The organism is Terrabacter sp. FW104-15G4B, assembly GCF_058790095.1.
On sequence record NZ_JBYTCI010000003.1, the window covers coordinates 52,106 to 77,925 of the forward strand.

General features: G+C 68.8%; 25 protein-coding genes. 12 read left to right on the top strand and 13 right to left on the bottom strand.

The features are described 5' to 3' along the window. Positions 1–141: 141 nt before the first annotated feature. The 6 genes from AC3WRT_RS03660 to AC3WRT_RS03685 all read right to left on the bottom strand — a co-directional run bounded on the left by AC3WRT_RS03660 (position 142) and on the right by AC3WRT_RS03685 (position 7,244). On the bottom strand, positions 142–1,872 hold the full coding sequence (locus AC3WRT_RS03660; RefSeq protein WP_492719238.1) for an ABC transporter substrate-binding protein: 1,731 nt from the start codon (positions 1,870–1,872) through the stop codon (positions 142–144). A gap of 103 nt (positions 1,873–1,975) precedes the next feature. After that, on the bottom strand, positions 1,976–2,992 hold the full coding sequence (locus tag AC3WRT_RS03665; protein ID WP_492719240.1) for an ABC transporter permease: 1,017 nt from the start codon (positions 2,990–2,992) through the stop codon (positions 1,976–1,978). A 243-nt stretch (positions 2,993–3,235) separates the two neighbouring features. Next, positions 3,236–4,054: an ABC transporter permease gene (locus tag AC3WRT_RS03670; RefSeq protein ID WP_492719242.1), complete on the bottom strand. Its 819-nt coding sequence runs from the start codon at positions 4,052–4,054 to the stop codon at positions 3,236–3,238. Positions 4,055–4,090: 36 nt separating this feature from the next. Then, complete coding sequence (locus AC3WRT_RS03675) at positions 4,091–4,903, bottom strand: ABC transporter permease (protein WP_492719244.1); 813 nt, start codon at positions 4,901–4,903, stop codon at positions 4,091–4,093. Next, positions 4,903–6,117, bottom strand: coding sequence for an ABC transporter substrate-binding protein (locus tag AC3WRT_RS03680; RefSeq protein ID WP_492719245.1), 1,215 nt, complete (start codon positions 6,115–6,117; stop codon positions 4,903–4,905). The genes AC3WRT_RS03675 and AC3WRT_RS03680 overlap by 1 nt, the downstream gene beginning before the upstream one ends. A gap of 11 nt (positions 6,118–6,128) precedes the next feature. After that, positions 6,129–7,244: an ABC transporter ATP-binding protein gene (locus AC3WRT_RS03685; protein WP_492719247.1), complete on the bottom strand. Its 1,116-nt coding sequence runs from the start codon at positions 7,242–7,244 to the stop codon at positions 6,129–6,131. 99 nt (positions 7,245–7,343) lie between these two features. Here AC3WRT_RS03685 and AC3WRT_RS03690 point away from each other — a divergent pair, with 99 nt between their 5' ends. Both AC3WRT_RS03690 and AC3WRT_RS03695 read left to right on the top strand, forming a co-directional pair. Continuing rightward, entirely contained in the window at positions 7,344–8,108 is a 765-nt protein-coding gene (locus AC3WRT_RS03690; protein WP_492719249.1) for a FadR/GntR family transcriptional regulator, read from the top strand. Next, positions 8,105–8,836, top strand: coding sequence for a cache domain-containing protein (locus AC3WRT_RS03695; protein WP_492719251.1), 732 nt, complete (start codon positions 8,105–8,107; stop codon positions 8,834–8,836). Before AC3WRT_RS03690 ends, AC3WRT_RS03695 begins: the two co-directional genes overlap by 4 nt. Here the strand turns inward: AC3WRT_RS03695 and AC3WRT_RS03700 are convergent. Then, positions 8,823–9,707: a hypothetical protein gene (locus tag AC3WRT_RS03700; RefSeq protein WP_492719253.1), complete on the bottom strand. Its 885-nt coding sequence runs from the start codon at positions 9,705–9,707 to the stop codon at positions 8,823–8,825. The two genes, AC3WRT_RS03695 and AC3WRT_RS03700, sit on opposite strands and share 14 nt — an antisense overlap. A gap of 5 nt (positions 9,708–9,712) precedes the next feature. Continuing rightward, positions 9,713–10,312, bottom strand: a complete 600-nt coding sequence (locus AC3WRT_RS03705) for a hypothetical protein (protein ID WP_492719255.1) — start codon at positions 10,310–10,312, stop codon at positions 9,713–9,715. 111 nt (positions 10,313–10,423) lie between these two features. On the opposite strand from AC3WRT_RS03705, the gene AC3WRT_RS03710 reads away from it, so the two are divergent. Both AC3WRT_RS03710 and AC3WRT_RS03715 read left to right on the top strand, forming a co-directional pair. Continuing rightward, positions 10,424–11,188 (top strand): DUF5995 family protein, encoded by a 765-nt coding sequence (locus AC3WRT_RS03710; RefSeq protein ID WP_492719257.1) that lies wholly within the window; start codon positions 10,424–10,426, stop codon positions 11,186–11,188. A 217-nt stretch (positions 11,189–11,405) separates the two neighbouring features. Beyond that, positions 11,406–12,833: a glycoside hydrolase family 3 N-terminal domain-containing protein gene (locus tag AC3WRT_RS03715; RefSeq protein ID WP_492719259.1), complete on the top strand. Its 1,428-nt coding sequence runs from the start codon at positions 11,406–11,408 to the stop codon at positions 12,831–12,833. A 9-nt stretch (positions 12,834–12,842) separates the two neighbouring features. Here the strand turns inward: AC3WRT_RS03715 and katG are convergent, their stop codons facing one another. Beyond that, positions 12,843–15,125, bottom strand: coding sequence for a catalase/peroxidase HPI (gene katG, locus AC3WRT_RS03720; RefSeq protein ID WP_492719261.1), 2,283 nt, complete (start codon positions 15,123–15,125; stop codon positions 12,843–12,845). Positions 15,126–15,166: 41 nt separating this feature from the next. Next, a complete protein-coding gene (locus tag AC3WRT_RS03725; RefSeq protein ID WP_492719263.1) occupies positions 15,167–15,358 on the bottom strand; it encodes a hypothetical protein in 192 nt (63 codons plus the stop codon). A 351-nt stretch (positions 15,359–15,709) separates the two neighbouring features. On the opposite strand from AC3WRT_RS03725, the gene AC3WRT_RS03730 reads away from it, so the two are divergent. Continuing rightward, the gene (locus AC3WRT_RS03730) at positions 15,710–16,012 is read left to right on the top strand and encodes a hypothetical protein (protein WP_492719265.1); all 303 of its coding nucleotides are present in this window, start codon (positions 15,710–15,712) and stop codon (positions 16,010–16,012) included. Positions 16,013–16,158: 146 nt separating this feature from the next. Here the strand turns inward: AC3WRT_RS03730 and AC3WRT_RS03735 are convergent, their stop codons facing one another. The 3 genes from AC3WRT_RS03735 to AC3WRT_RS03745 all read right to left on the bottom strand — a co-directional run bounded on the left by AC3WRT_RS03735 (position 16,159) and on the right by AC3WRT_RS03745 (position 19,268). Continuing rightward, complete coding sequence (locus AC3WRT_RS03735) at positions 16,159–18,123, bottom strand: S53 family peptidase (protein WP_492719267.1); 1,965 nt, start codon at positions 18,121–18,123, stop codon at positions 16,159–16,161. 451 nt (positions 18,124–18,574) lie between these two features. Then, positions 18,575–18,889 (bottom strand): DUF4760 domain-containing protein, encoded by a 315-nt coding sequence (locus AC3WRT_RS03740; RefSeq protein WP_492719269.1) that lies wholly within the window; start codon positions 18,887–18,889, stop codon positions 18,575–18,577. Positions 18,890–19,133: 244 nt separating this feature from the next. Further along, positions 19,134–19,268 (bottom strand): hypothetical protein, encoded by a 135-nt coding sequence (locus AC3WRT_RS03745; protein WP_492719272.1) that lies wholly within the window; start codon positions 19,266–19,268, stop codon positions 19,134–19,136. A gap of 328 nt (positions 19,269–19,596) precedes the next feature. On the opposite strand from AC3WRT_RS03745, the gene AC3WRT_RS03750 reads away from it, so the two are divergent. The 7 genes from AC3WRT_RS03750 (at position 19,597) to AC3WRT_RS03780 (ending at position 25,817) form a co-directional block, all read left to right on the top strand. Beyond that, on the top strand, positions 19,597–20,961 hold the full coding sequence (locus tag AC3WRT_RS03750) for a recombinase family protein (RefSeq protein WP_492719276.1): 1,365 nt from the start codon (positions 19,597–19,599) through the stop codon (positions 20,959–20,961). Further along, positions 20,958–21,374 carry a hypothetical protein gene (locus tag AC3WRT_RS03755; RefSeq protein WP_492719280.1) on the top strand — a complete coding sequence of 139 codons (417 nt, stop codon included), beginning with the start codon at positions 20,958–20,960 and terminating at the stop codon, positions 21,372–21,374. Before AC3WRT_RS03750 ends, AC3WRT_RS03755 begins: the two co-directional genes overlap by 4 nt. Positions 21,375–21,774: 400 nt before the next feature. Beyond that, complete coding sequence (locus AC3WRT_RS03760; protein WP_492719283.1) at positions 21,775–22,020, top strand: hypothetical protein; 246 nt, start codon at positions 21,775–21,777, stop codon at positions 22,018–22,020. Positions 22,021–22,387: 367 nt separating this feature from the next. Then, complete coding sequence (locus tag AC3WRT_RS03765) at positions 22,388–22,951, top strand: LexA family transcriptional regulator (protein WP_492719287.1); 564 nt, start codon at positions 22,388–22,390, stop codon at positions 22,949–22,951. A 223-nt stretch (positions 22,952–23,174) separates the two neighbouring features. Continuing rightward, a complete protein-coding gene (locus tag AC3WRT_RS03770; RefSeq protein WP_492719290.1) occupies positions 23,175–23,351 on the top strand; it encodes a hypothetical protein in 177 nt (58 codons plus the stop codon). Between the two features lie 63 nt (positions 23,352–23,414). Beyond that, positions 23,415–24,029 carry a hypothetical protein gene (locus AC3WRT_RS03775; RefSeq protein WP_492719292.1) on the top strand — a complete coding sequence of 205 codons (615 nt, stop codon included), beginning with the start codon at positions 23,415–23,417 and terminating at the stop codon, positions 24,027–24,029. 657 nt (positions 24,030–24,686) lie between these two features. After that, on the top strand, positions 24,687–25,817 hold the full coding sequence (locus tag AC3WRT_RS03780) for a phage major capsid protein (protein WP_492719294.1): 1,131 nt from the start codon (positions 24,687–24,689) through the stop codon (positions 25,815–25,817). The last annotated feature ends 3 nt before the right edge of the window (positions 25,818–25,820 follow it).

Below are 25,820 nucleotides of genomic sequence, written 5' to 3' on the forward strand. Positions count from 1 at the left end.
GCTCGTCCTTCCGGTAGTGGGTGTGAATTGGAGTGCGGAGAATGGCGGACCATCAACGGTGAGGGTGGGGGCGGAGTCCTTCGCCCCCCACCGGTGCGCCGGTCCAGTTCAGGACCGACGCACCGATCCGTGGTCAGCCGCTCACTTGTTGACGCTGATCACGCCGAGGTCCGGGTACATGCTCACTGCCGGGTTCTGGTTGTAGTTGCCGACACCAGAACCGCGCAGGTAGTAGAAGTTCTGGATGTAGTTCGGGATGTAGGCAACGTCCTTTCCGAGGAACGCGTCGAGCTCCTGCCACTTGATGTTCGCGGCATCCTGGGTCGTCGCCGCAGCAGCCTCGTCCATGATCTTCTCGGCGTCGGGGTTCTTGTAGTTGCCGTAGTCCTGGCCGTTGGACTTCCCCGTCAGGTTGATCCGCGAGTCGAACAGCGCCGGCAGCACCGTGAAGATGGACGGGTAGTCAGCACCCCAGCCACCCTCGGTGACGTCGAAGGAGTTGTTGGCCGGGTTCTGGATCACGTCGTAGTACGTGTCGGTCAGGGGCGCGAGCTTGACACTGAAGCCAGCCTTGTCCCAACCGGCCTTCAGGGCCGCCGCCGCGTTGTCACTGGTCGGCGTGCCGCCCTGGTACGTGTACGTGATCGGGTAGGGCACCGGAACACCGGCCTCCTGGAGGAGCTTCTTCGCGGCCGCGGGGTCACCCTGCGGTGGCATGGTGAAGGCCGGGTTGTCCTTGTAGCCAGGCAGATCCGGAGCGATGATGCTCTTCGCGATCGTCGCCGCCTTCTGACCGCCGAGGGCGTTGATGTAGCCCGCCCGGTCGGTCGACATGGCGAGAGCCTGCCGGACCTTGGGGTCCTTCATCTTGTTGAAGTTGGGCAGGATGTAGAAGGTGTACGGGGAGACGACGTTGGTCGCACGCTTCGCGACATCACCGGTGATCTGGTTGTAGAACGCCGGCGGGATCACGCGGTCGGTGACCGCGTACTTGTCGTTGCCACCGTCAGCGATGAGACGCTGCGTGATGATCTCGTTGGTGAGTCCCTCGGTGAACACGAACTTGTCGGGGTTCGCCTGCCGGCCGCCGTCCGTCTTGGGGTCGTACTGGTCGTTGCGCACGAAGGTCGCGCCCGTGCCCTTCGTCCACTTGCCCCCCTGGACCTTGTAGGGACCGTTGGAGAAGATGACGTAGTTGTTCTTGTCGCCCTGGTCCTTGTCCTGACGGAACGGTGCGGCGAAGTTCAGGCCCGCGACGGCCAGCGGGAAGTCGACCCAGGGCTTCTCGAAGTTGTACGTCAGCACGTTGCCGTTGCAGGTGACGGCCTTGTCGTAGACCTCCTGGCCAGTCTTGAGGTAGGGCCCCTTGTAGGCCTTCGCGACGGACGGCATGAAGTTGAGCGGGTAGATCGAGGGTCCGCCTGTGAGCACGTCGGTGGCGAAGTTGCGCGAGAAGCCGTACTTGAAGTCCTCACACGTCGTGGGCTTGCCGTCCTCCCACTTCACGCCGTCTTTGATCGTGAACGTCCACTTCTTGCCGCCGTCCGAGCTCTTGCCCGCGTCGGTGGCCACGTCGGCCATGGGGACGATCGCAGCAGCGCCCGACTTGCCCGACGGGAACTGCACAAGGTTGCGGTAGACCAGGCGCTGCTGGTTGAAGATGTCGCGGCCGATGTAGGTCCGCTGTGGGTCCATGTGCTCGGCCGGCCGCTTCGTGAGCCAGTAGATCGTGCCGCCCTTCTGGGCGCCCCCTGCTGCACCGGATCCGGATGTCGTGCCACCTGTGGTGCCACCCCCGCCGCACGCGGAAACTCCGAGCGCGGAAGCGATCCCCAGAGCCGCGAGGGCCGTAGTCCTCTTGCTGCTGCTCATACCACTCCTTTGATGAAACGCACCGTTGTAGCGGCGCACCCACCCTCGGGCGGTTGCCGAGGGCAATCTTCCATGTGCCTCACAGAAGCTGAGACTGCAGGCATCATCGGTCCGCCTTCGGGTCGAGGGCGTCGCGGAGGCCGTCGCCGAGCAGATTGAAGCTCAGGACGACGGTGGCGATCGCCAGACCGGGGACGAGGAAGAAGACGGGGACGCTCGAGGCGTAGTTGACCGAGTTGGCCAGGATGTTGCCGAGCGTCGGCGTGGGGGGCTTGATGCCGACCCCGAGGAAGGACAGCGCTGCCTCGGCCGAGACGTAGGCCGGAAGGACCAGCGTGCCGTAGACGAGGATCGGCGCCCACAGGTTCGGCAAGAGCTCCTTGAAGTAGATCCTCGCGTTGGACGCGCCGAGACTGCGCGCGGCCTCGATGAACTCACGCTCCCTCATCGAGAGCACCTGGCCCCGGATGATGCGGGCGAAGACCGGCCAGCCGAAGAAGCCGAGGACGAAGATGATGTACATCCCGGTCGCCACGTTGTCGTTCGGGACCACTTTTCCGATGACCTCGATGAACATGCCGGACAGTGCGAGCAGCATCAGGACGAGCGGGAACGCCAGCACCATGTCTGCGAAGCGCGAGATGGACCAGTCGGCCCAGGAGCCGAGCAAGCCGGCGATGAGTCCGAGCACCGTCCCGACGACGACGGCGATGAGCGTCGCACTGAGGGCCACGATGAGCGAGAACGTCAGCCCGAGCGCGACTCGGGACAGCGTGTCGCGCCCGGTGCCGGGCTCGACCCCCAGCGGATGCGTCCACGACATACCGCCCAGCGGCCCGATCGGGTAGCCGCCGAGGGCCGGGTCGATCAGTTCCGGGTTGAAGTCATAGGGTTTGAGGATGCCGAGCGCGCCGAGGATGGGCGCCAGGACGCCCATGAGGACGACGAGACAGGAGATCGTGAGGGCAATCATCGAGAGCCGGTCGCGGCGTAGGCGCATCCGCGCCAGCTGCCACGGAGTGCGACCCTCGATCTTCTTCCCGCCGGGTTCCTGCGCGAGGTCGAGCGTCTCAACCGTTGTACGGCCACCGACCTCGACGTCTCTGTGGATCTCGGACAAGGCGTCGCACCTCCGTTGCTCAGGGTTCCCTTCGGTCGTCGCTGAACCTGACGATCGTCTCGAGCGCAGCTGCGAATGCGTCTCGTCTCGGGGACGCTAACGCACCGAGCATCCCTGCAACAGGTTCTTAGCCCGAAACGCTGAAGTTGCGCCCTCGCTGAACCCGAACCGTTACCGTCTCGCGATGTGAGCCAGGGCGGCGCCGGGCCGAAGACGGCCGGCTCGAGCGCCCGCCAGCGGTGGCTACAGGCGGCTCTCCGCGGCGTCCGCGCCGCCCAGCCGCTGGGCCACCCAGACCGGGACGATCGACACGAGGATGAGCACGACGGCCACAACGTTGACGACCGGGGCCTGGTTGGGGCGGAAGAGGTTGTTGAAGATCCAGATCGGGAGCGTCTGGGTGTCAGGACCGGCAGTGAAGGTCGTCACGACGATCTCGTCGAAGCTCAGCGCGAAGGCGAGCAGGGCCCCGGCCAGCAGACTCGAGCGCAGCAGCGGGAACGTGACGCGTCGAAACGTCGTGATCGGACGTGCACCCAGGTCGGCGGACGCCTGTTCGAGTGACCCCCCGAGCCGGCGCATGCGAGCCGTCACGTTGTTGAAGACGATGACGATGCAGAAGGTCGCGTGGCCGACGATGATCGTGAAGAGGCCGGCCCCGATACCGAAGACCGGGCTCAGGATGTTCTGGATGACCGACTGCAGGGCGATGCCGGTGACGATCCCGGGCAACGCGATGGGCAGGATGACCAGGATCGAAATCGAGTGCCTCCCGAAGAAGTCGTATCGGGTCAGCGCCAGCGCGAGCAGGGTGCCGAGGACGAGCGCGATCGCCGTCGCGCCGAGTCCCGCCTTCACCGACGTCAGCAGGGCGTCGCGAGGGCCCTGTGCCTGCAACGCTGCCCGCCACCACTGAGTCGTGAAGCCGGGGGGCGGCCACCCGAACGTGCGGTCGCTGTTGAACGAGTTGACCGCCACGACGACGAGCGGCACGTAGACGAAGGCGAGCACCAGGGTGGCGAAGGCGGTCAGGGCCACCTTGGCGCCGCGTCCCGGTCTCATGGTCGCCTCCTCATCGCAGTCCCCTCATCGCCGGCTTCACAGGCTCTCGAGCGCGCCCGTGCGCCGGACGGCGAGCAGGTAGAGGACCATGATCACGACCGACGCCGTGCCGAGGGCTGCCGCGAAGGGCAGGTCGAGCGTGATGTTCTGCAGCACGGCCGTGCCGAGCACCTGGAGCTTGCCCCCGACGATCTGCACCGCGATGTAGTCCCCGAGCGAGAGCGAGAAGGTGAAGACGGAGCCGGCCGCGACCGCGGGCAGCAGCGCCGGCACGACGACGCGGCGGAAGGTCGTGGTCGGCCGCCCGCCCAGGTCGGCGCTCGCCTCGAGGTGGCTCTCCGGCAGCCGCTCGAACGCGGCGTAGACGGGCAGCACCATGTAGGGCAGCCACAGGTAGGTCAGCGTGAGCACGAGGGCGCCGAAACCGTAGCCCGGCGTCCACCCGACCGTGGCATCGAGCACCCCACCCGGCGCCACCATGGTCCGCCACGCATACGCCTTGACGAGGTAGCTCGCCCACAGCGGCACGAGCACCGCGGCGAGCAGCAGGCCACGCAGCCCGCGCGGAGCCACCCGTGCCATGAAGAAGGCGAACGGGACCGCGATCACGACGCAGAGCACGGTCACGATCACCGCGATGAGCAGCGTGCGGCCGATGATGCCCAGGTACGTCGGCGTGAGGAGCTCACGGAAGTTCTCCAGGGTGAAGGTCCGCACGACGAGGTTCGTGAACGGGTCCGTCGTCCAGAACGCCGTCGCGAAGATCACCGCGAGCGCGCCGAGGTAGGCGACGACGAGCCAGAGCATCGGTGGCCCGAGCAGTGCCGCCAGGCCTCGGCGGTGGCCCATCAGCTGTTGCGGATCTCGGTCCAGGCCTTGGTCCACGCCGCGTAGTCGGTGCACTTGACGTCGGTCCGACCGTCGAGGCAGGCGCTGATCGGTGTGGTCCAGTACCGGACCTTGGAGAAGTACTCCTCGTCCTCCGCGTGGAACACCTTGCAGTGGTTGGGATCCGCCGTCTCGGCGCAGGCCTGCTTGTTGGCCGGCGCCTCCCCGAAGTACTCGGCGACCTGCGCGTTGACCTTCGGCGAGACGATGTGGTCGATGAACTTGTAGGCGCACGTCTTGTTCTTCGACTTGGCGCCGACCATCCACGTGTCGGACCAGCCTGTCGCGCCCTCCTTGGGCAGGACCGCAGCGACCGGCGCCTTCTCGGACTGGGCGAGGTTGGCGATGACCTGCCATGTCGTCCCCACCGTGGTCGAGCCGCTCTTGAACGCCTGGACTGCCTTGAGGTAGTCGGACCAGTACTCGCCGATGTTGGCCTTCTGCGCCTTGAGCAGGTCGACGGCGGCGGCGAGCTGGGTCTCGTCGAGGGCGTACGGGTCCTTGATCTTCAGCTCCGGCTTGGTCGCCATGAGGTAGAGCGCCGCGTCGGCGATGTAGATCGGCGAGTCGTATGCCGTCACCTTGCCCTTCTGCGCTCCTGCCTGGTCGAACACGGCGGCCCAGGAGTCGGGGGCAGGCTTGACCTGGTCAGTGCGGTACATCAGCAGGTTCGCGCCGCGGCCGTGCGGGATGCCGTAGGCGACACCGTTGACCGAGTTCCAGGGCTTCATCTTCAGGGAGTCGAAGATGTCCGGGTAGTTCGTGATGAGCGAGGTGTTGACCGGCTCCACGTCGCCGGCGGCGATGAGGCGCAGGGTCGCGTCGCCAGAGGCCGAGACAGTGTCGTACTGCCCGGTCCGCATGAGCTGCACGGCCTCATCGGACGTGCCGAACGTCTTGACGTTGACCTTGCAGCCGGACGACTTCTCGAAGTCGCTGACCCAGTCGACCTTCGGGTCGTTGCTGCCGTCCTCGACGTAGCCGGGCCACGCGAGGACGTTGACCTGGCCCTCGGGGGTGCCGAGCTTGCCGAGGGCCTTGAGGTCGGGCACCTGCATCCCGCCGGCTGCTGCACTGCCGGCCGCCGAGGTGGGCGTTGGGGTGCCACACCCCGCGAGTGCGAGGACGGCCACGGCCGCCACTGTCCCCATCAGGGACGTCTTTGACGTGCGCACGCCGATCTCCTTCATGTCGTTGTGGATGACTGCAGTGGTGGTGCCGCGAGCGTTGACGGCTGGGGCATGGGCGTGCCCGGCACGTCGATGACGTGGTCCGGCCGCCAATGGAGCGAGACGCGCTGCCCGCGAGCGAGCGTTGCCCCCTGCCTCCTGGCCCCGTTGTTCTGCTCGAGCGCCGTCAGACGGCCTCCGGCGTCGAGGGCCACGACGTAGCGCGTGACGGGCCCCCCGTAGACGACCTCCTCCAGGGTGCCGTCGGCCCTCATCAGCCCGTCGGGCGTGGGCGACCCCGGCCGCACGACGTGGATCTTCTCCGGGCGGATGGCGAAGGAGCCGTCGCGCCGGATCACGGCCCGGGCGGCTTGCCCGGTGAGCAGGTTCGACGTGCCGACGAAGCCGGCGACGAACGCCGAGGCCGGGCTCTCGTAGACCTCGTGGCCGGTGCCGACCTGCTCGATGCGCCCGGCGTTGAAGACGGCGATCCGGTCGGAGAGGGTGAGTGCCTCCTCCTGGTCGTGGGTGACGAAGAGGAAGGTGATGCCGACGTCGCGCTGGATGCCCTTGAGCTCGACCTGCATCTGCTCGCGCAGCTTGAGGTCGAGGGCGCCGAGCGGCTCGTCCAGGAGCAGGACGGTGGGTCGGTTGACGAGGGCACGGGCCAGCGCGACGCGCTGTCGTTGGCCGCCGGAGAGCTGCGACGGCCGGCGACTGCCGTGGTCGCCCAGCCGGACCTGGTCCAGGGCCTGCGCCACGCGAACGCGGCGTTCTGTGCGTGCCACCTTCTTGACGAGAAGGCCGTACTCCACGTTCTCGGCGACGCTCATGTGGGGGAAGAGCGCGTAGTCCTGGAAGACGGTGTTGACGTCACGGTCGTAGGGCTGGCGCCGGGTGACGTCCTGGCCCGCGAGCTCGATGCGCCCGCTCGTCGGCTCCTCGAACCCGGCGATCAACCGCAGCACGGTGGTCTTGCCCGAGCCGGACGGGCCCAGCATCGAGAAGAACTCGCCGGCCCGCACGTCGAGGTCGATGCTGCTCACGGCGACAACCGGCGGGCTGCCGGCGAACTCCTTGCGGAGCCCGCTCAGCCGGATGGCGGGCGTCGCGGGCGCCGTCTCGGTGGCCATGCGGCCTCCTCCAGGTCCTCGGTGGTGCTTCTGGACGAAAAACGTATGGGTCCATATGTTTGAGCGCAACCGGAATGGCGAAACTGTTGTGGAGGTGGGATGGCGGACCGGTCGATGCCCTTGGGCCCGTATGCCGCCGTCTTCGCGCCGTTGCCGGCCGAGGGCCGTGCCGATGCCGTACGCCGCCGGCTGGGTGAGGCCATCACGCTCGGCCTGCTGCCGGACGGCAGCATGCTGCCACCCGAGAGCGACCTCGCGGACCGCTTCGGCGTCGCCACCGCCACCGTGCGTGAGGCCCTCGGCACGCTGCGCAGTGACGACCTCATCGTGACCCGACGCGGTCGCGGCGGCGGTTCCTTCGTCAAGGCCCCCCGGGACGGGGGCCGTGCCGCCCTGATGTCCCGGCTCGCGAGGGTGGGCCTGGGCGAGCTGCGCGACCTCGCCGACCACTACTGCGCGATCAGCGGGCACTGCGCGGCGCTCGCGGCCGAGCGGGCCGACAGGGAGGACGTGGCCCGACTGCGCCGCCTCGCGACGATGGCGGGCCGCCCGGAGGAGCCGAGCGGCATACCCCGGCACGAGGGGACCTTTCACCTCGAGATCGCCGCCACGGCGCAGTCGGCCCGCCTGACCCGCGAGGAGATGGTGCTGCAGCGCGAGATCGGCCCCGTGCTCTGGCTCGCGGACGCTCAGGTCGGTGCCGTCAGGCCTCGCGCCGCAGACACCGGGCACGAGGACATCGTCGAGGCGGTGGCTCTCGGCGAACCGGCGACGGCGCGGGCCTGCGCGGAGGATCATGTCCGACAGCTCTTCGATGCGGTGAAGGCGCTGCACCGCGAGAGCCGATCGCGGAGGAGGCCATGACGACCACGACGACCGACGCGGACGTCGCCTGCTGGGTCTGCGACTTCGGTCGCCGGGTCTTCGGCGAGCTCGACGGCCTCGCCCGCCTGCTCCAGGCGTCGCTGTCGCTGCACGCCCCGAGGCGGGCCGATCTCGGCATCGAGGCCCGTTGCCGCGCCCTGCTCGCCGACCCGCTGACCCCCGTCGCCGGAGCCGGCGCCGTGCTCGCACCCGACGTTCTCGTCGACGCCCCCTACTGGCTCGAGTGGTGGACCGTCGAGTCGCGCGGCGGCACGACGACGATCGCGAAGCTGGCCGCGGAGACCGACCCCCGCGCCATCGGCTTCCGCGACTACACCGAGCTGCCCTGGTACGCGCGGCCGTTGCACACCGGCGATCGGAACGTCACAGGCCCCTACGTCGACTACCTCTGCACCGACCAGTACACCCTGACGTTCACCCAGCCGCTGCTCGTGGCCGGCTCCTTCAAGGGTGTCGTCGGCGTCGACGTCCTGGTCGCGTGGTTCGAGGAGCACCTTCTCGACGTCATGGGGCCGGTGGACCGCACGTGCGTCCTCGTCAACGGGTCCGGCCGCGTCGTGACGTCATCGGACCCCACCTGGGTGACTGGCGACCTGCTGCGCGACCTGCCGGTGGAGGCGTGGCGGACCGGCGCCACGGTCGACCACCCGGCGTGGACGGCCACCGTCTGCGAGGGGCTGCCCTTCGTCGTCCTCACGCCGCGCTGAGGGCACCGCCTCCGGCCGGGCGTTGCCCTGCACGCACCTGCCGGTCCATGAGCCACCAGAGGCGCAGCGAACCGAGGAGGGTGGCTACGAAGCCGGCGAGCAGCAGCCAGGTCAGTGGGCGGTCGGTCGAAAGGTATGCCCGGCCTCGCACCATGCCGACCAGGATGAGGGTCAGCATCACGACCTCGACCTCGACCATGAGCCGCAGGCGGACCCACCGGCTGTCGCCGATCACCACCAGTCCCGCGCTGCCGAGGCAGAAGACCGCGCCGACAACCCGGCACGTCAGCGGCGTCAGCTGCCACGGCCACACCGGGATGACCAGGGACGGCGCCGCGAACATCACCAGCCCCTGCACGAGCGCCAGCCCGGCACCCCCCGCGATGAGGACGCGCGCCAGCCGCCCGACGCATACCTCGTCCGGGAGCGGCGGCGCCGCCAGCCGCTGGTTGGCAGCCCAGGTGGCGAGCACGAGGAAGGGAGCGGTGAAGTAGAGCGCCGCCCACAGCCAGAACGCGACGTGGCCGTGGTTGAAGCGGTCCCAGTGCAGGACGGTCCCGACGCCGAGCAGGGCGGCGAAGAGCGCCACCGACAGCAGCCCGGCGGCGACCCGACACCAGCGAGGCTCGCGCACCACTCGGACGAAGAACCAGGCGCCGCCGAGGTAGGCCGAGGCGAGCACCATCGGCGTCAGCGGCGGCGTGATGGTCCAAGCGAACAGTCGGCGCGTGTCGGCCGGGAAGCCGTAGAGGATGACGAAGGCGGTGAGGAGGATCGGCACGAGCACCACGGCCAGGGCGCGCGTGGCGGGGAGGACGCGGTCGTCACGCTCGGACGTCCCCGGCCGGGCATCGGGGTGGACTCGCTCCACGCCGCTCACACCCTCGAGCGGCCGACCGCATCGCGAAGGGCGGCATACGACGCGACGAGCGCCCGGCGCTCGGCGGCGAGCAGCGGGTCCGCGATCGAGCAGCCGCCCCGCACCCACGCGTCGGAGAGGGCCATCGCCTCCACGCGCCGAGCCGCTGCCGTCCGGACGTGCTCGGGATCCACGGCATACACGTACGCGTTGAGGTCCATGAGCGCGCCGACCAGCTGTTCCGTCGTCACGGCGCCGTCGTGCTGGTGCTCGCGGTGCAGGCGCCACCACTCGACCTCGAGGGCCGCAGCCCGGGACGGGTCGAAGAACAGGCCTCCCGCGGTGGCCACGAGTGAGTAGAACCGGCGCATGAGCTCGCGTGCGCGGTGGGGGTCGTTGCGGGGAGATGGAGCCCACGCCTGGTTGGCGCGCAGCACCAGCCAGGCACCCCGCACGGTGTCCCGGCGGTTCATTCCGAAGCCGGCGGCCACCACCGCCACCGAGGCCCGCAGGAACGCCGCCCACTCGCGCCGGTAGTAGGCCACCCACGCGTCCGTCTCGCGCTGGCCGACGGTGACGGGGTCGAAGGACCGAGGTCCCCACGTCGGTCGTGTCATCTGGCCCCCTCGCTCAGGAGAGCCCCACGCGATGGCGTCCGGATTCGACTGACGCCGCGTGGCCCTCGCCCCAGAATAGGAGCGAGGGGCGGCGTGCGTGAGGAGATCACGATGACCGGGACCGTCGGCGGGCGCACGATCGACGACGTCCTCGACCGGATGAGCGCGATCCTCGAGTCGCTGCCTGCAGAGCTGTCCGGGCGGCGAACGTTCCTCGCCACCTACCAGCGCACGACGCAGGCCGTCGGCGCGGCCATCGAGGCGGCCGCCTTCGAGGACCCAGGGTGGGTGGAGCGGTGGGACGTCGTGTTCGCCGACCTCTACCTCGACGCGTTGGCCGCCGATCTCTCGGCTGATCCGGCAGACCGGGCGCCGCGGCCGTGGCGGCTCGCGTTCGACGCTCCCCCGGATCTGCCGCCGCTGCGCCAGGTGCTCCTCGGCATCAACGCGCACATCAACTACGACCTGCCGCAGGCCCTGCTGGGGGTCATCAGCGACGCCGACTTCGCCGACCCCGTGGTGCTCGACCGGCGCCGGCGCGACCACGAGCGCATCGACAAGGTCCTGTCGGCCCGGGTCGCCGCCGAGGACGACGAGCTGAGCGCCCAGAGCGCGAGGAGTGCTCTCGACCGCGTGCTGGCCCCGCTCAACCACACAGCCTCGGCGCGCTTCCTGCGCGAGGCCCGCGGCAAGGTGTGGCACAACACGACGGAGCTCCAGCGAGCGCGCCTCGCCGGGGCGGGGGCGTATGCCGTCCGGCTCGCCGAGCTGGAGCTGCTGAGCGCCGCCCGCATCGTCGACCTGCTCGCGCCGGGACAGGTGCTGCTACGGCTGGCGGTGGCCGGCTTCGGTGTCGTGCTGCCACCGAAGGGCTGAGTCGCTCGGCGGGTCCAGCGGCCTCGATCCCGGCGCCGGACAGGAGAGAGGCGCCACTCGCTCGGGGGTCCGAGTGGCGCCTCTTCAACCCCTCCATCGGCGCAGGGGGCCACAGCGTTACACCGGTGTCCGCGACTTTCTGGCCGGGCGACGCCGGCGAGCCTAGACTCGGAAGCGCCGCCCTCGGCAAGCCCTTCGAAACGCTAGGTGGTCGGCCATGCGCGCCCGAGTCCCCCTCTGTGCTGTGGCCATCGCGGCATTCGTGCCGATGGGGACCGGCGCTCCTGCCGCCCCGGCATCCCCCCTCGTCGCGGCTGCCGCCACGACGTCGACACCGTCGACGCAGGCCCGAGCGGTCTACGACCGCATGACGACCGCACAGCGGATCGGCCAGCTCTTCATGGTGGGAGGGCCGGTGACCGGGCTGGGCTCGGCGACGACGAGCGCCATCAGCCGCTACCACGTCGGCAACCTCGTCCTCACCGGCCGCACCTCCGCGGGCGCGGCTCCCGTCCGCCGACTGACGGCCGGCGTCGACACCTTGACCACCTCGGCGGCCACCGCCGGTGTGCCCCTCCTCATCGCCGCCGACCAGGAAGGCGGCTACGTCCAGGTGCTGCAGGGGCCCGGGTTTTCGCGGATGCCCACGGCCCTGACGCAGGGCACCTGGTCCGACACCACGCTCACCGGCGCCGCCTCCTCGTGGGGCCGGCAGGTGTTCCGGTCCGGCGTGGACGTCGACCTGGCACCCGTCATGGACACCGTCTCGAAGAGCTTCGCGAGTTCGAACCAGCCGATCGGGAAGTACCAGCGCGAGTACGGCTACACGCCCGCGGTCGTCGCCGACAAGGGCACGGCGTTCCTGCGCGGCATGCGCGCCTCGGGCCTGGCCATGACGGCCAAGCACTTCCCCGGGCTCGGGCGGGTCACCGGCAACACCGACACCACGGCCGGTGTCACCGACTACGTGACGACCCGGACGTCGGCCGACATCACACCGTTCAGGGCAGCCATCACCTCGGGAGCCCGCCTGCTCATGCTCTCCTCGGCCTACTACCGGCGCATCGACGCCGCCAACCCCGCCGTGTTCTCGCCGACGGTCATCGGCGGGATGGTCCGCAGCGACCTGCACTTCACCGGGATCGTCATCAGCGACGACCTCGGCAGCGCCCGCCAGGTGCTGGCCTGGACGCCCGGCGCGCGAGCCGTGAAGTTCATCGCCGCCGGCGGCGACGTCGTGCTGACGGTGAGCCCGTCGGTCCTGCCCGCCATGGTCACCGCGGTGACGGCCCGGGCCGCGGCCGACAGCGTCTTCCGTGCCAAGGTGCAGGCCGCGGTGCTGCGCGTCCTCACGGTCAAGGCCGAGTACGGTTTGCTGGCGCCGCGACTCCCGGTCACCGGGTACTTCGGACCGCTCACGAGAACGGCCCTGCAGCGCTGGCTCGGGATCGCGCAGACCGGCACGTTCGACGCCGCGACGATCCGCGCCCTGCAGGCCCGGATCGGTGCGCCCGTCGTTGGCGTCTGGGGCCCGCGGTCCATGGCGGCCATGCAGGACTACCTCGGCATCGGGCGGGACGGCGCGACGACGTGGAACTCCCGCACCGTCGCGCAGCTGCAGCGCTACCTCAACACGCAGCTCTGAAGAGCCTCCTCAGACGAGGTCGAAGCGGTCGAGCTCCATCACCTTGGTCCACGCGGCGACGAAGTCGCGCACGAACCTCTCCTTGGCGTCGCGGCTGGCATACACCTCTGCGAGGGCCCGTAGCTGGGAGTTCGACCCGAAGACGAGGTCGACCGCGGTGGCTGTCCAGGTGAGGTCACCGGTTGCCACGTCGCGGATCTCGTAGACGTTCTCCTCCGACTCCGAAGCCTTCCACTGCGAGCCGGGGGCGAGCAGGTTGACGAAGAAGTCGTTGGTCAGCGCGCCCGGCCGGTCCGTGAGCACGCCGTGGCCGACCCCGTCGACGGTGTTGCCGAGGGCCCGCAGGCCACCGACGAGGACCGTCATCTCGGGAGCGGTCAGGTCGAGCAGGTAGGCGCGGTCGACGAGAAGGACCTCCGGCCGCAGCTTGACGCCGGCACGCAGGTAGTTGCGGAACCCGTCGGCACGCGGCTCGAGGACACGGAAGGACTCGACGTCGGTCTGTTCCTGCGTGGCGTCGGTCCGGCCGGGGTGGAAGGGCACCGTCGTCGGGACGCCACCGTCCAGGGCTGCGGCCTCGACCGCCGCTGCGCCGGCGAGCACGATGAGGTCGGCCAGCGAGATCGTCGCGCCCCCGGCCTCGTTGAACTCCTGCCGGATGGCCTCGAGCGTCTCGAGGACCGTCGCAAGCTGCTCGGGCTGGTTCGCCGCCCAGCTGCGCTGGGGTTCCAGCCGGATGCGGGCACCGTTGGCTCCGCCGCGCTTGTCGGTGGAGCGGAAGCTGGCGGCCGAGGCCCACGCCGTGGAGACGAGCTGTGAGACCGTCAGGCCGGAGCCCAGGACCGCGTCCTTCAGCGTGGCGATGTCGGACTCGCCCACGAGCGGGCCCTCGATGGGTGGCACCGGGTCCTGCCACAGCTGCACTTCGGGAACCCAGGGGCCGAGATAGCGCGAGACCGGTCCCATGTCGCGGTGGAGCAGCTTGTACCAGGCCTTGGCGAAGGCGAGACGGAACTCCTCGGGGTTGTCGAGGAAGCGGCGCGAGATCTTCTCGTACGCGGGATCGACGCGCAGCGCAAGGTCGGAGGTGAGCATCCGGGGCTCGCGGCGCTTGGCCGGGTCGTGCGCCTCGGGCACCATGTCGGCGCCCCCGCCGTTCTTCGGCCGCCACTGGTGGGCGCCGGCCGGGGACTCCATCAGCTCCCACTCGTAGGCGAAGAGGATGTGGAAGAACTCGTTGTCCCAGCGGGTGGGGTGGTAGGTCCAGGTGACCTCCAGGCCGGAGGTGATCGCGTCGGCGCCCTTGCCGGAGCCGAACTCGCTCTTCCAGCCGAGGCCCTGCTGCTCGAGGGGGGCAGCCTCGGGCTCCGGGCCGACGAGATCGGCGTCGCCGGCGCCGTGGGTCTTGCCGAAGGTGTGGCCACCGGCGATCAGGGCCACCGTCTCCTCGTCGTTCATGGCCATCCGGGCGAAGGTCTCGCGGATGTCGCGCGCCGAGGCGAGGGGGTCGGGGTTGCCGTTCGGCCCCTCGGGGTTGACGTAGATCAAGCCCATCTGCACCGCGCCGAACGTCTCGTCGAGCTCGCGGTCGCCGGTGTAGCGCTCGTCGCCCAGCCAGGTGTCCTCTGGCCCCCAGAAGATCTCCTCCGGCTCCCAGACGTCCTCGCGACCGAAGCCGAAGCCGAACGTCTCGAGGCCCATGTCCTCGAGGGCCACGTTGCCCGCCAGGACGAGCAGGTCGGCCCACGAGACCTTCTGGCCGTGCTTCTGCTTGACCGGCCAGAGCAGTCGCCGGGCCTTGTCGAGGTTGGCGTTGTCGGGCCAGCTGTTGAGCGGCGCGAACCGCTGGGCACCGTCACCGGCGCCGCCGCGACCGTCGTAGATGCGGTACGTGCCGGCAGCGTGCCAGCTCATGCGGATGAAGAGCCCGCCGTAGTGGCCGAAGTCGGCGGGCCACCACTCCTGCGAGGTGTGCAGCACCTCGACGATGTCCTGCTTGAGGGCGGCCAGGTCGAGGCCCGCGAACTCCTTGCGGTAGTCGAAGTCCTCCCCCAGCGGGTTGCCCTTGGAGGAGTGGGCGTGCAGCACGGAGAGGTCCAGCTGGTCCGGCCACCAGTCCTGAATGCCGTGCGGGCGGCCCCCCGTCCTGGGAGTGGGCGAGTCGATCGCCGGGTTCTCGCTCTCGCTGCCGTGCGCGGTCACCGAGTCGTGCATGACCGGGCAGCCGCCGTCGGCCTTGCGATCCACCCCCTGCGGGCTCTGCGGGGCGCTGTCGGCTTGGCTGTCGGTCATGAGTCTTCCTTTCCGTGCTTCGTCACGTCAGCGGATGGGCTTCAGGAGCCGGCACGTCTGCGACGGACCAGCGCCACCGTGAGCGGCGCGGCCACCGCGACGACGCTCGTCAGGCACCCGAGCGGGAGCGGCAGGCAGCAGCCCATGCAGGACACCCTGCTGCCGTTCGAGGTCGTCGTCGAGTACCTCGGGATGGGCAGGACGCGGAACTGGCCTCGTCGCGAGGTCGGCATGATTTTCCTGTCAGCAGTTGCGTAGGGCCCCAGAGCAGACCCGCTCGGCATCCGAGGGGCGGCGCTGTGGGCTGTCACCGTTCGGGGCGACGACAGCCGCGTACCCGCCCGGGCCTGTCACCACCCGGGTCGAGGCCAAGAATCCGTCGGCGCCGCGGCATGCTCGCCCTCGTTCGAGGTGATCGCCCGGGCCCCCGCCCGGGAGCGGCCCGCAGAACGGAATCGAGGTGATCGGGTTTGTCCATCGACGCCTCTGCAGCCGCCGCGTAGCGTCGAGGACAGCCCCGCCGGCACCTTCCGGGCCGCCCCCACCGAGGGCCGGGGTCGACCCGAAGAAAAGAGCGCAGACTCATGAGCTACGGAGTCGTCCACCAGTTCAAGGGTGGCACCAAGGACCAGTACGAGGCCTCCATCGCGGCGGTCCACCCTGCCGACGGGAGCCTGCCGGCCGGGCAGCAGTTCCATGCGGGCGGCCCGTCCGCAGATGGGTGGACGATCATCGCCGTGCACGACACCAAGGAGGGCTGGGAGACCTTCCGCGACACGATCCTCGTGCCCCGCATGCAGGAAGGCATCCCCGGCGGGTTCCTCGAGCCCCCGCAGGAGACGGTGTTCGAGGTCTTCAACGAGGTCAGCGCTCCCGCCCCCGCCTGATCCGGACCTCGCCCGGCACGGGGTCGGCACGATCCTCTCACCCGAGCTGCCAGTAACTGATGCCGTCGGCTTCCACATCGGCAGGTAACGGCAACAGCCCTGTTCGCCAAGCCCTTTGGTCGGTCAGGGTCGACGCACAGCTCCTGTCACCGCTGGACCGCTGCCAGCCACGCCGGCCCGTCGGGTGAGCCGACACCGGTGACATCGTCGTAACCCGGCCTGACGTGAATGGTGAGAGGCCCGTCGAAGTCGAACCAGCGCGCCGTGTAGGTGTAGCCGCCCGTTGGGTCCACGCTGTTCTTGTAGTCGACCCTCACGACGCCCGGGTAGGTGGTGAGCGGCGCCTTGGTGATGTCGTAGGTCACCCCACGCGCGCCGTACAGGGTCGGGTTGGCGAGTCCGTAGGGCCCGTGCTTCTGCACGGCCAGAGCGAACATGCCGGCGTAGAGCGGCGACGAGAGGCTGGTGCCGCCGATGCGGTACTCGTGGTAGTAGGTGCCGTCGGGGAACGTCTGGGTCTGGCCCACGCTCATGCCCGTGTTCGGGTCGCCGAGTGCGGAGACGTCAGGGACGACTCGCATGGGCGCCCCGCCGTACCTCTGGCTCAACGAGGAGGGAACGACACCAGCCTGGTAGGAGGGCTGGGCGAACAGCCGCGAGGTGCCTCCACCACTTCCGTACTGGAACGTGGGCGCCGACCATGCCGGCCCGGCGTTGAGGGTGCTGCGGCCGGTTTCCCAGCCGACCTCGAACGTGCGGGTGTTGGTCTTGGACACCCCGAGGGAGGTCCCGCCGACCGCCGTGACCCAGGGGCTGGAGGCGGGGAAGTCGGGACTTGGCGTCGCCCCGGCCACGCCACCCGTCTCGTCACCGGCGTCTCCTGAGGAGTAGAAGACACTGATCCCGGTGGCGGCGGCCTGGATCTGGATGTCGACCTGCGGCTTGATGTAGCCCGGAGGCAACGCCTCCCCGGGCCAGCCGTAGGAGTTGGTGACGATGTCTGCGCTGTGCTTGTCGACGACGCTGTTGAGCGCGGCGTCGAGTGGCTGACCGTTGTTGGGGGCGCCGACGTAGAGGATGTTGGCCCCCGGAGCCATGGTGTGGACGGCCTCGAGGTCGAGCTGCTCCTCCCCGGCCCAACCGGACGGGTCGAACCTGCGGGTCGTCGGGTGGTTGTAGATGCCCGGCGCGACCTGCTCGGTCAGCTTCGGGGCCGGCAGCCCGTGCTCCCGGGAGTAGCGAGCCAGGTCGGCCGCCGCAGTGGGTGACGCGAAGGCGTCGATGACCGCAACCGTGACGCCCCTGCCGTCGTTGCCGGACGCGATGGCCGAGGCGACGCCATAAGCGTTCTGCAGCTGGGCGCCGGCATATCCGCACGGCGCGTAGGCGCTGGGGTTCGTGGGCAGCTGGGTGCCATCGGCCGCAGGGGTGGGCGTCCCACCATCGGGGTGGACCGCGTTGGGCACGACCTTCTCGCTCCAGTACGCGGAGCACGGCCTGCCCACCCGGAAGCCGGCTGGAGGCTGGTACGTGGCATGGTGCTGAACGAGCTGCGCGGAGTCGTCCAGACCCAGGACCGCCTCGACCCGGCCGAGCGTGTCAGGGACGGTGAGCGGCGCGGCGTTGGCGCGCAGCTTCTTGCCCTTCACCGTGTAGTCGAAGAACGAGGTGCCAAATGCCGCGGACGCCTGGCCCACGGAGCCGACCGCCTCGACGTACTTGCGGTTCGCCGGGACGTAACCGACGGTGAAGCCCTGCGAGCGAAGCCAACGAGAGACGGCGTCGACATCGCCCTGGGCAGGAGCAAACCGAGTGCGGTACTGCCCCGCAGTGAGGAACTTGCCGTACTGCGCGCTGCCTGGTGTGGAGACGGCGGTCGCCACCGCCGCGGCTGCGTCGGAGTCGCGGTTGGCCAGGTAGACGCGGAAGTCGACGCGGGCACTCGTGTCAGAAGCGCCCGACGTGGGCAAGGCCAGCGCCCACGGAGGAACGCTTCCCGGCAGAGCATGCTTGCCGTTGCCGGACGCCGCTACGCCTGATCCGGCGGTCGCTGCGCCGATCACTGCGGCCACACCGAGCACGGACACGACGGTTCGTGTGGAGAAGGACATAGAACCTCCAAAGAAGTTGGAGCTGGCCACCTGTCCCCGGTCCGGGTCGCCGATGCCGAATGGCCCATTCATTACAACTCATAGACCGTTTTGGCGGACCCTTTTGGACACCATGACTTCTCCGCGGCACTCGCATGATCACGGACTTCAGCTCCGTGCTCCCCGAGGCTCGTCGGCCAATCCCCGTGAGCGGCTCAACCCAGGCGCCGTCATGACATTGGCAGGCATCGCCGGACGGCGCTTGCACGGTCTCGACGGCGCGGCCCCGGTGCTCGTGCACGGCGTCCTCATGCCAGCCACCTTGAAGCCGGATGTGAGCCGACTCGTCAGAACGTGCTTGAGCGCACGACCCCTGCTGCAGGTTCGAACGCGTCGGAGATCCAACCGATGATGATGATGTTGACTGCGGCGCCGTCCGAGAGCGTCATGCGATCCATTCGTGCGTGCCCGCTCAACCGTGCTGGGTGGCAAGCGCCTCGAAGTTCTCGTACAACCCGGGCTCCCCGTGCTTTTCACGCAGCTTCATGGCGGCCGGCCCGACTCGGGACCACAGCCCTGAGACCCAGAGCCAGTCCAAGGCCAGGTCGACGTCCAGGATGCCGTTCTTGGTGAGCGTCCCGATGGTCTCGCACCAGTTGAGGATCCGGGACACGTGGAGGTCATCGGTCGATGCAGTCTCAGGGTCGAAGTCGTCCGCCCAGACAGTCTGTTGGGCTTCCTCGATTCCCATCGTGGAGCCCCACTGCGCCAACTGCACGAGCAGCATGCCGTCTTCTTTGTTCGCACGTCACCCTCCCTAGAAAGACCCCGAGCGACCGAAAATCACGCTACTCGTCACCCGACGCGGGGACCGCGTTTCGACAACCAAGGGACCGTCTGCGAATCAGGCCCCACGCAGTCGTGCGTCGTTGTCAGGTTGACGACGCCGCCCAGGGGAGTCCAACGGACAAGATGAGAAAGGGCTGGGCGCTCGCCGACCGCGGCCCTGGACGCGGCCCTCCCGCAGCTGGTCAGCGGGCAGACTGCGAAGGTCTGGCACGCCGGATGGCGATCGCGATGCCTGCGACTGCCACGACTGTGATGATCGCGAGCTCGGGCGCGCCGATACCAGAACCGAACACCAGGAAGATGACCGCGACAGCCATGAGCACCACGGTGATGCCCCTGATCAGGCGGCCCCACATCATCGTCGCCACTCCCGGATGAGCAGCACTTCGGGCGTCGGCGTCACGAAGCAGCGCAGCTCGTCACGGTCCATGTCGCTCATGGCTCATGCTTACCACTTGCCAACAGGTCACCACGGGGCAACGCGCTGGACGCCCGTCCTGGGCCAACTGACCCGCCGACAGGAGGCAAGATCCAATGACCCATGCTCGCCGGCTCGTGCGTCAGGCGGTCCACGCCGGCAGGTCGTGCATGATCACACGTTGAAGCGGAACTCCACTGAGTTCCCTCGTGAAGTAACATCAGACCATGAGCGACCTTCCGACCCGAGCAGCCTTGTACCTGCGCGTCTCGCTCGACGCCACGGGGGAGGGCCTAGCTGTGGACCGCCAGCGTGCCGACTGCCAGCGCATTGCCGAGGCCCGGGGCTGGCAGGTGGTCGCTGAGTACGTGGACAACTCCATCTCAGCCACGGACGCCCGGAAGTCCCGGCCGGGGTACGACGCGCTGGTGACGGCCTACGAGGCCCGGGAATTTGATGCTCTCCTGTGCTGGGACCTTGATCGGCTCACCCGCCAACCGCGGCAGCTGGAGGACTGGATCGACCGCGCCACGGGCAGAGAGCTGAAGCTCGTCACCGCCAACGGTGAGGCCGACCTGACCACTGACGGAGGGCGCACGTTCGCACGGATCAAGCTGGCGGTGGCCCGTGGTGAGGTGGAGCGCAAGTCGGCTCGCCAGAAGGCCGCCGCTCGCCAACGGTCGGAGCTGGGCAAGCCGCCGCTGGGGGTCCGGCTCACCGGGTACACGCCCGGTGGCGAGCTGGTGCCCGACGAGGCGGAGGTCGTCCGGGGCGTCTTCAAGCGTTTCCTAGCCGGGGAGTCGCTGAGGGGGATCACCCGATGGTTGGCCGAGGAGGGCGTCACCACCCGACACGGCATGCCGTGGAACCCGTCCTCGGTGCGAACCCTCCTGACCAACCCCCGCTATGCCGGACAGGCCGTGTACCAAGGAAAGATCACCGGCAAGCAGGGGACGTGGACGGCGCTCGTCACTGAGGAGGAGTTCGCCATCGTCCAAGGGCAACTGGCAGACCCCCGGCGCAAGACCGCTCGCACCGGGACCGACCGCAGACACCTCGGTGCCGGACTGTTCCTGTGCGGGACCTGCGGGGAGGCCACCCGGTCGTGGTCCGGCGGCCGGTATCGGTGCAGGAACGGATGCTTTGCCCGCACGATGGGTCCCATCGACACTCTGGTGGAGGGGGTCATGATGGAACGGCTGGCCCGCCCCGACCTGAGCGACCTGCTGCCGAGCCAGCCAGACACCGGGCCTCTAGCCACCGAGGTGAAGAAGCTGCGGGACAGGCTGGAGACCATTGAGGCCGACTACGACGCTGGGTACACAGACGGCCCCCGATACGCCACGGCTCGGGCCAAGGTGCTGGCCGAGCTAGAGGACCGGGAACGACGACTAGCGGCGAGAAGCGTCGGACGGGTTGCATCGTCCCTGCTTGGTTCGCAAGACCCGGCCGGGGCGTTCCGTTCCGCCAGCCTGATGCAGAAGCGAGCGGCCATCGATGCCCTACTGACGGTGACGCTGTACCCCGGAACCCACGGCAGCAGGAGGTTCGACCCTGAATCGGTCGTCGTGGGCTGGAAGGAGCAGTCGTGACATACACACTGCGAGTGGAGTGCGAGCACAAGGGCAAGGGCGCTCTGGAGAACGAGCCGCCCTGCCTCGTAAAGACCGTCGTCCATCACCCGTTCGCCCCCGGGACGTCCGCCGCCTCCGGGTGGCTGGAGTGGCGAGAATCTGGCGATGGGCTCCCCTCGGCGCGGGAGACGTACTACGGGGTGGCCCGCAAGCTTGGGAGGTTCGGGGCTCGCAAGTCGGACGGGTCCAACCTCGCCCCGTGGGAGCTGGTGCCCGACATGCCCGGCAACCGGTGGAACTTCCACTGCGTCGTGTGCGGCGAGTGGGTGCCCGTTCGTGACGTCAACGCCGATCCCATTTTCGCGGGACTCCGTGACGCTGGGATGCCGCGAATCAGCTTGGCATCGTTGAAGCGTCTCGTCGCTCACTGACCCGGAGTGTCGTTCCACCGTCTAGGGACTTGGACGGCTTAGATTGAACTCGTAACGCGGGCCTGACCGTGCATTTCGTGATGCACGGAGGCACCCCCAATGGGATGGACCCACGAGCGAGCCCGCCTCGCGACACTCTGCAAGACCCTGCCCCGCGACCACCCCGACGTGATCGCCGCCCGTAGAGCCATGCAGGCCGAGCAGTTGAGCGACCACATCAAGCGAGTGGTTGATGCCGCCCCACCGCTTACCCCGGCTCAGAATGCCAAGCTGGCTCGCATCCTCCGGGGCGGTGCGTGACGTGACCCGGGAATCCCTGTGCGCTCCAACAGGGGTCGGAGAAGGGGGCGACCCCAGCCCTCTGGTGAAGGCTGAGGCCAGCGGCGAATCCACTGCCATCATGAATGACCCCACCGACATCGGTCGGCTCGCCCGCCGTCGAGACTTCGCCCTTCTGGTGACGGCCGAGCGGTCGGACGGGGTGATGGTCAGCCAGCTGTACACCTCGCTCACGTCCGCAGAGCGAAAGGTCATGCGTGCCAAGGATCGCGGACTCTCAGCGTCCATGGTGCTCGTGCGAGTGTCACCCGTGGCACCCGTCACGCCGGAGGACTTGGCGTTGCTCCACGAGGAGCGCCGATCGTGACGCTGGATCGGGCCCTTCCGGGACGGTACATCGACCTGATCCGAGACGGGGTCAAGCCCAAAGACCTGCGAGCACAAGGAGATCGAGCCGTGTGGACTGCGCTGGTCAGGATCTCTGCCAGCGCCCAGCAGCGAGGCTGGGATGCGTGGGAGCTCCACCCGCTCATCGCTGATGACCCGCGGTCCAATCTGGGGCGTCAGATCAGGTTCCGCGCCACCGGACAGCCCCGGAAGGCCAAGGCCGTACAGGACCTGCTCGACGGTTCGTGGGAGAAGGCGTGGGAATGGCGCACGGGCCGCCCGGACGCCCTTACGTCGGAAGAGGTGGGCGATGAGGCCTGCGTCGAGCGGCCCTCCTCAAGTGCCTCGTGTCGGACGCCGACGAGGACTTGACGGACGGTGAACGGGCCGTCCTCGCCTACGCCGCCGAACAAGCCACGAAGAGGGGCATCTTCCGAGTGACCATCCCCGTCCGGGACTTTGACGCTGCCGGGATCCGAAAGTCGACGGTCCACCGGCTGCTGAAGGCCCTGACCGATAAGGGGCTGCTGAGCCTCGCTGTTCGTGGTCAGGCCGCTGGGAGTATCGAGAACCGTAGAGCCAACATCTACGAGCTCCCCTCTATGTACCGGGGAACCCGGTCTATGTCCCAGCCGGATCAGATCTATGTCCCACGCCCAGACGAGGCCCCTTATGTCCCACCCGCCAGATCTATGTCCCACGAGGACCAGTCCACCTCTGTGACAGCAGAGCCCGCCTTCGGGTTGGCGATCAACGGTACGGGCCCGAGCGAGGGCTCCCCGCCCGTGGACCTCAACGGGCTCAGCCGGCTACGTCGTGGCGACCCTGCCAGCATCGCGACTGTCCGAGCCTTGCTGGTCGAGCTGACAGGCAATCAGCAACTCCTCGAGGCGGAAGGAGGGGCGATGTGACGACCCCGGCCAAGGAACCCAACACGTACACGTTCTACATCGAGGGCATGACCCCTGACCTTGGGCTGGTGCTCTGTGACGTGATCCGCGCCTACGACGCATGGCAGCGGGGCGACCCCTTGCCCCACAACGTGATCCCGCTCCGTCCACGCCATCGATCCACCCCGCGACCAACTCCGCACATGAGCTCACATCCAAGCGAACCAGCCGAGGAGACCTGACCATGAATCAGCAACAGATCCCAGCCGTCCCGAGCGACCCAACCAGCGTGGAGGCGATGCGTCAGGAGGAGGCCATGTTCGCCACCATGCGGGAGTGCGAGTGCGGGGCCACCATGATGGGAGGCCAGAACTGGGGCGCCTGCACCGGGCACGAGACTGGATGCCCGGAGAACCCCTGACTGCTCGATGATCGACGAATGCACGCGCCGCCGGCAGGTGCGCACAGCACTAGGCTGCTTCGCATGGGCGAAAGGGAAGTGACCACAACAGCCGAGGCATCGGTGGGCGGCGGACCGTGGCCGTTCAAGGCCGGTCTTTCTAGGACAACGACGCGGCGGTGGACAGAGCGTGGCTTCGAAGCGCTGCAACCAGCTCTGGCTGCCGTCGGGGAAGAGGCACTGAGCGAGCGCTTGGAGGCCAACGAGGAGCTCGACGTTCTGGCGGCGCGTGCCGTCCCCGCAGCTGCCGAGTCCGCGAGTGCCGCCAAGCGTCAGTTGCTCGCCCGAGCGGTTAAGGCAGCCGTCCTCGACGACGCCAAGATCGACGAGTCGAGGTTGATCGTCGACGTCCTGCAACAGATCGACGTCGCCCACATTCGCTGCCTCGAGGCGGTCAAGCGCGCCGAGCAAGATGCGATTGCCAGCGGGGACATGGCCCCGACGGCCCGGGGGGCCGAGCGCGAGCTGACCGAGCAGGTGCGTGCTGTGGTTGCGACCTATCCGGCTCCGCTGGTCCAGCAGCTGCAGAGCCTTGGTCTCCTCGACGGCTCACTCACGTGGGACGGCGTTATGAGCGTCTCCGGCACGACGCTGTTCGGTGCCCAGATTTTGGACGACCTGCGGTCTGTGGAGGACTGAGCGTAGGGACCTGACCGCCGGTAAGGGGGTTCGCGGAGCTCTCGAGCACTATCGGCGGTACACAGCCCCGACAGTTCGCCTATCCCTCCCGGGTCACCCACCCGGGGTCTGCGGTGGTGACTGGGCGTCCTGCTGCCGACGCTGCCGCTTGTCCCGGCCCGTTGGGTCGCCGTGTCGCCGCTATCCCCGCACAGGACTGCACAGGGAGACTCGGCGACCTCTTCCTCTGGCGGCACCCCCCGGCTGACCCGCCGGCCCGGAATTCACGCTCAGAAGCTGCCCGGGTGGGCACCCGTGGGATACCCGAGGGGCACTCCTCGGACATCGTTATGCGCCAACACTGGCCGTTGTCGGCGGTCCGGGTTACTTTGGTGCTGTTGAGATTCGGTGATGGGCAAGGCTGAGGACCCGAGAGGGCAAGGCTGAGGACCCGGAGTCGGGTCCCGGTGAAGGGCAAGATTGAGGACCCGCAAGGGCAAGATCGAGGACCCCGACCCGGGCAAGGACAGCATCTCGCACGTTGGGCAGACTCCGTCCGCCAGTCCCTTACTGGGACGGCCAGCGTTGAGCCGCCGACGTTTTCCCCTTGTCGCATGTTCGCTGCGCCCGGGCCGTTCACCGGCCACCGTCGGCGCGGCAGGAAACCGAGGATCCATCATGTCTCTGCGAACTCAGCGGGTGGAGCTGCTCTCCAAGGCCCGCCTCATCGCCACCAAGGCCGGAGACGACGGCCGCGACCTGACCGATACCGAGCACCACGAGGTGGAAGGCCTGCTGCGGCAGGTGGACGAGCTCGATGTCCGGATCGCCAAGGCCGACGCCCCGGACAGCGCCAAGAGCGTGCTGACCCGGATCGGCACCCTGACCCACCCCGAACGGGACGGGCTTCCCTCGGGTGGGAGCGGCCTGTGGGACGAGGACACCAAGAGCCGGGTGCTCGCGGCTGTCCAGTCCAAGGCCCCCATCCGCACCCTCGTATCCAACACCCGGTTCAAGGCCGCGATCGGCGCAACCACCCTGCTGCCGACCACCGGAGAGGCGGTGTCCCCCACGCCGCCCGGCACCGGAGCCGTGCTGCTCCGGGAGTTCTTCCTCCCGGCCAACGCCACCGGCCCCACCCAGCGCATCTACCAGATGGGCGCCGCCACCGCGGCCGTCGTGGCCGAAGCGGCCCAGAAGCCAGACTCCGGGCTCACCGTCACCCCGATCGACAAGCCGCTCATCAAGATCGCGTCCGTCACCAAGCTCACCGACGAGCTGCTGGAGGACGCCGGCTTCCTGATGCAGTTCATCCAAGCCGAGGTGGTGCTCGGCACCCTCCGCAAGGAGAACGCCGAGATCGTCACGACCATCAACGGGGCCTCCGGGATCATGACGGCCACCGGCACGCTGGCCACCGCCATCGACGTGCTCGCCGGGGCCATCGGCTCCACCGAGGCCCTCAACGGAGTCACCCCCAAGGCGCTGCTCATCAACCCGACCAACCTCGCCACCATGCGAACCCAGAAAGCCTCCACGGGCGGCAGCTACTTCATCGAGCCGTTCGGCACCGGACCGTCCACCCTGCACGGGGTGCCCCTCTATCCCACCGCCTCCGTAGCCGCTGGGACGGCCTTCCTTCTCACCGAAGGGTTCGGCGTCTTCTACACCCGCGACCGGGGCATTCAGGTGGACATCGGACTGGACGGCGGGGACTTCAGCTCCAACCTCCAGACCCTCCGCGTGGAGGAACGGGTGCTCCCTGCAGTCACGAGGCCCGCACTCGTCACCAAGGTGACGCTGACCTGACCG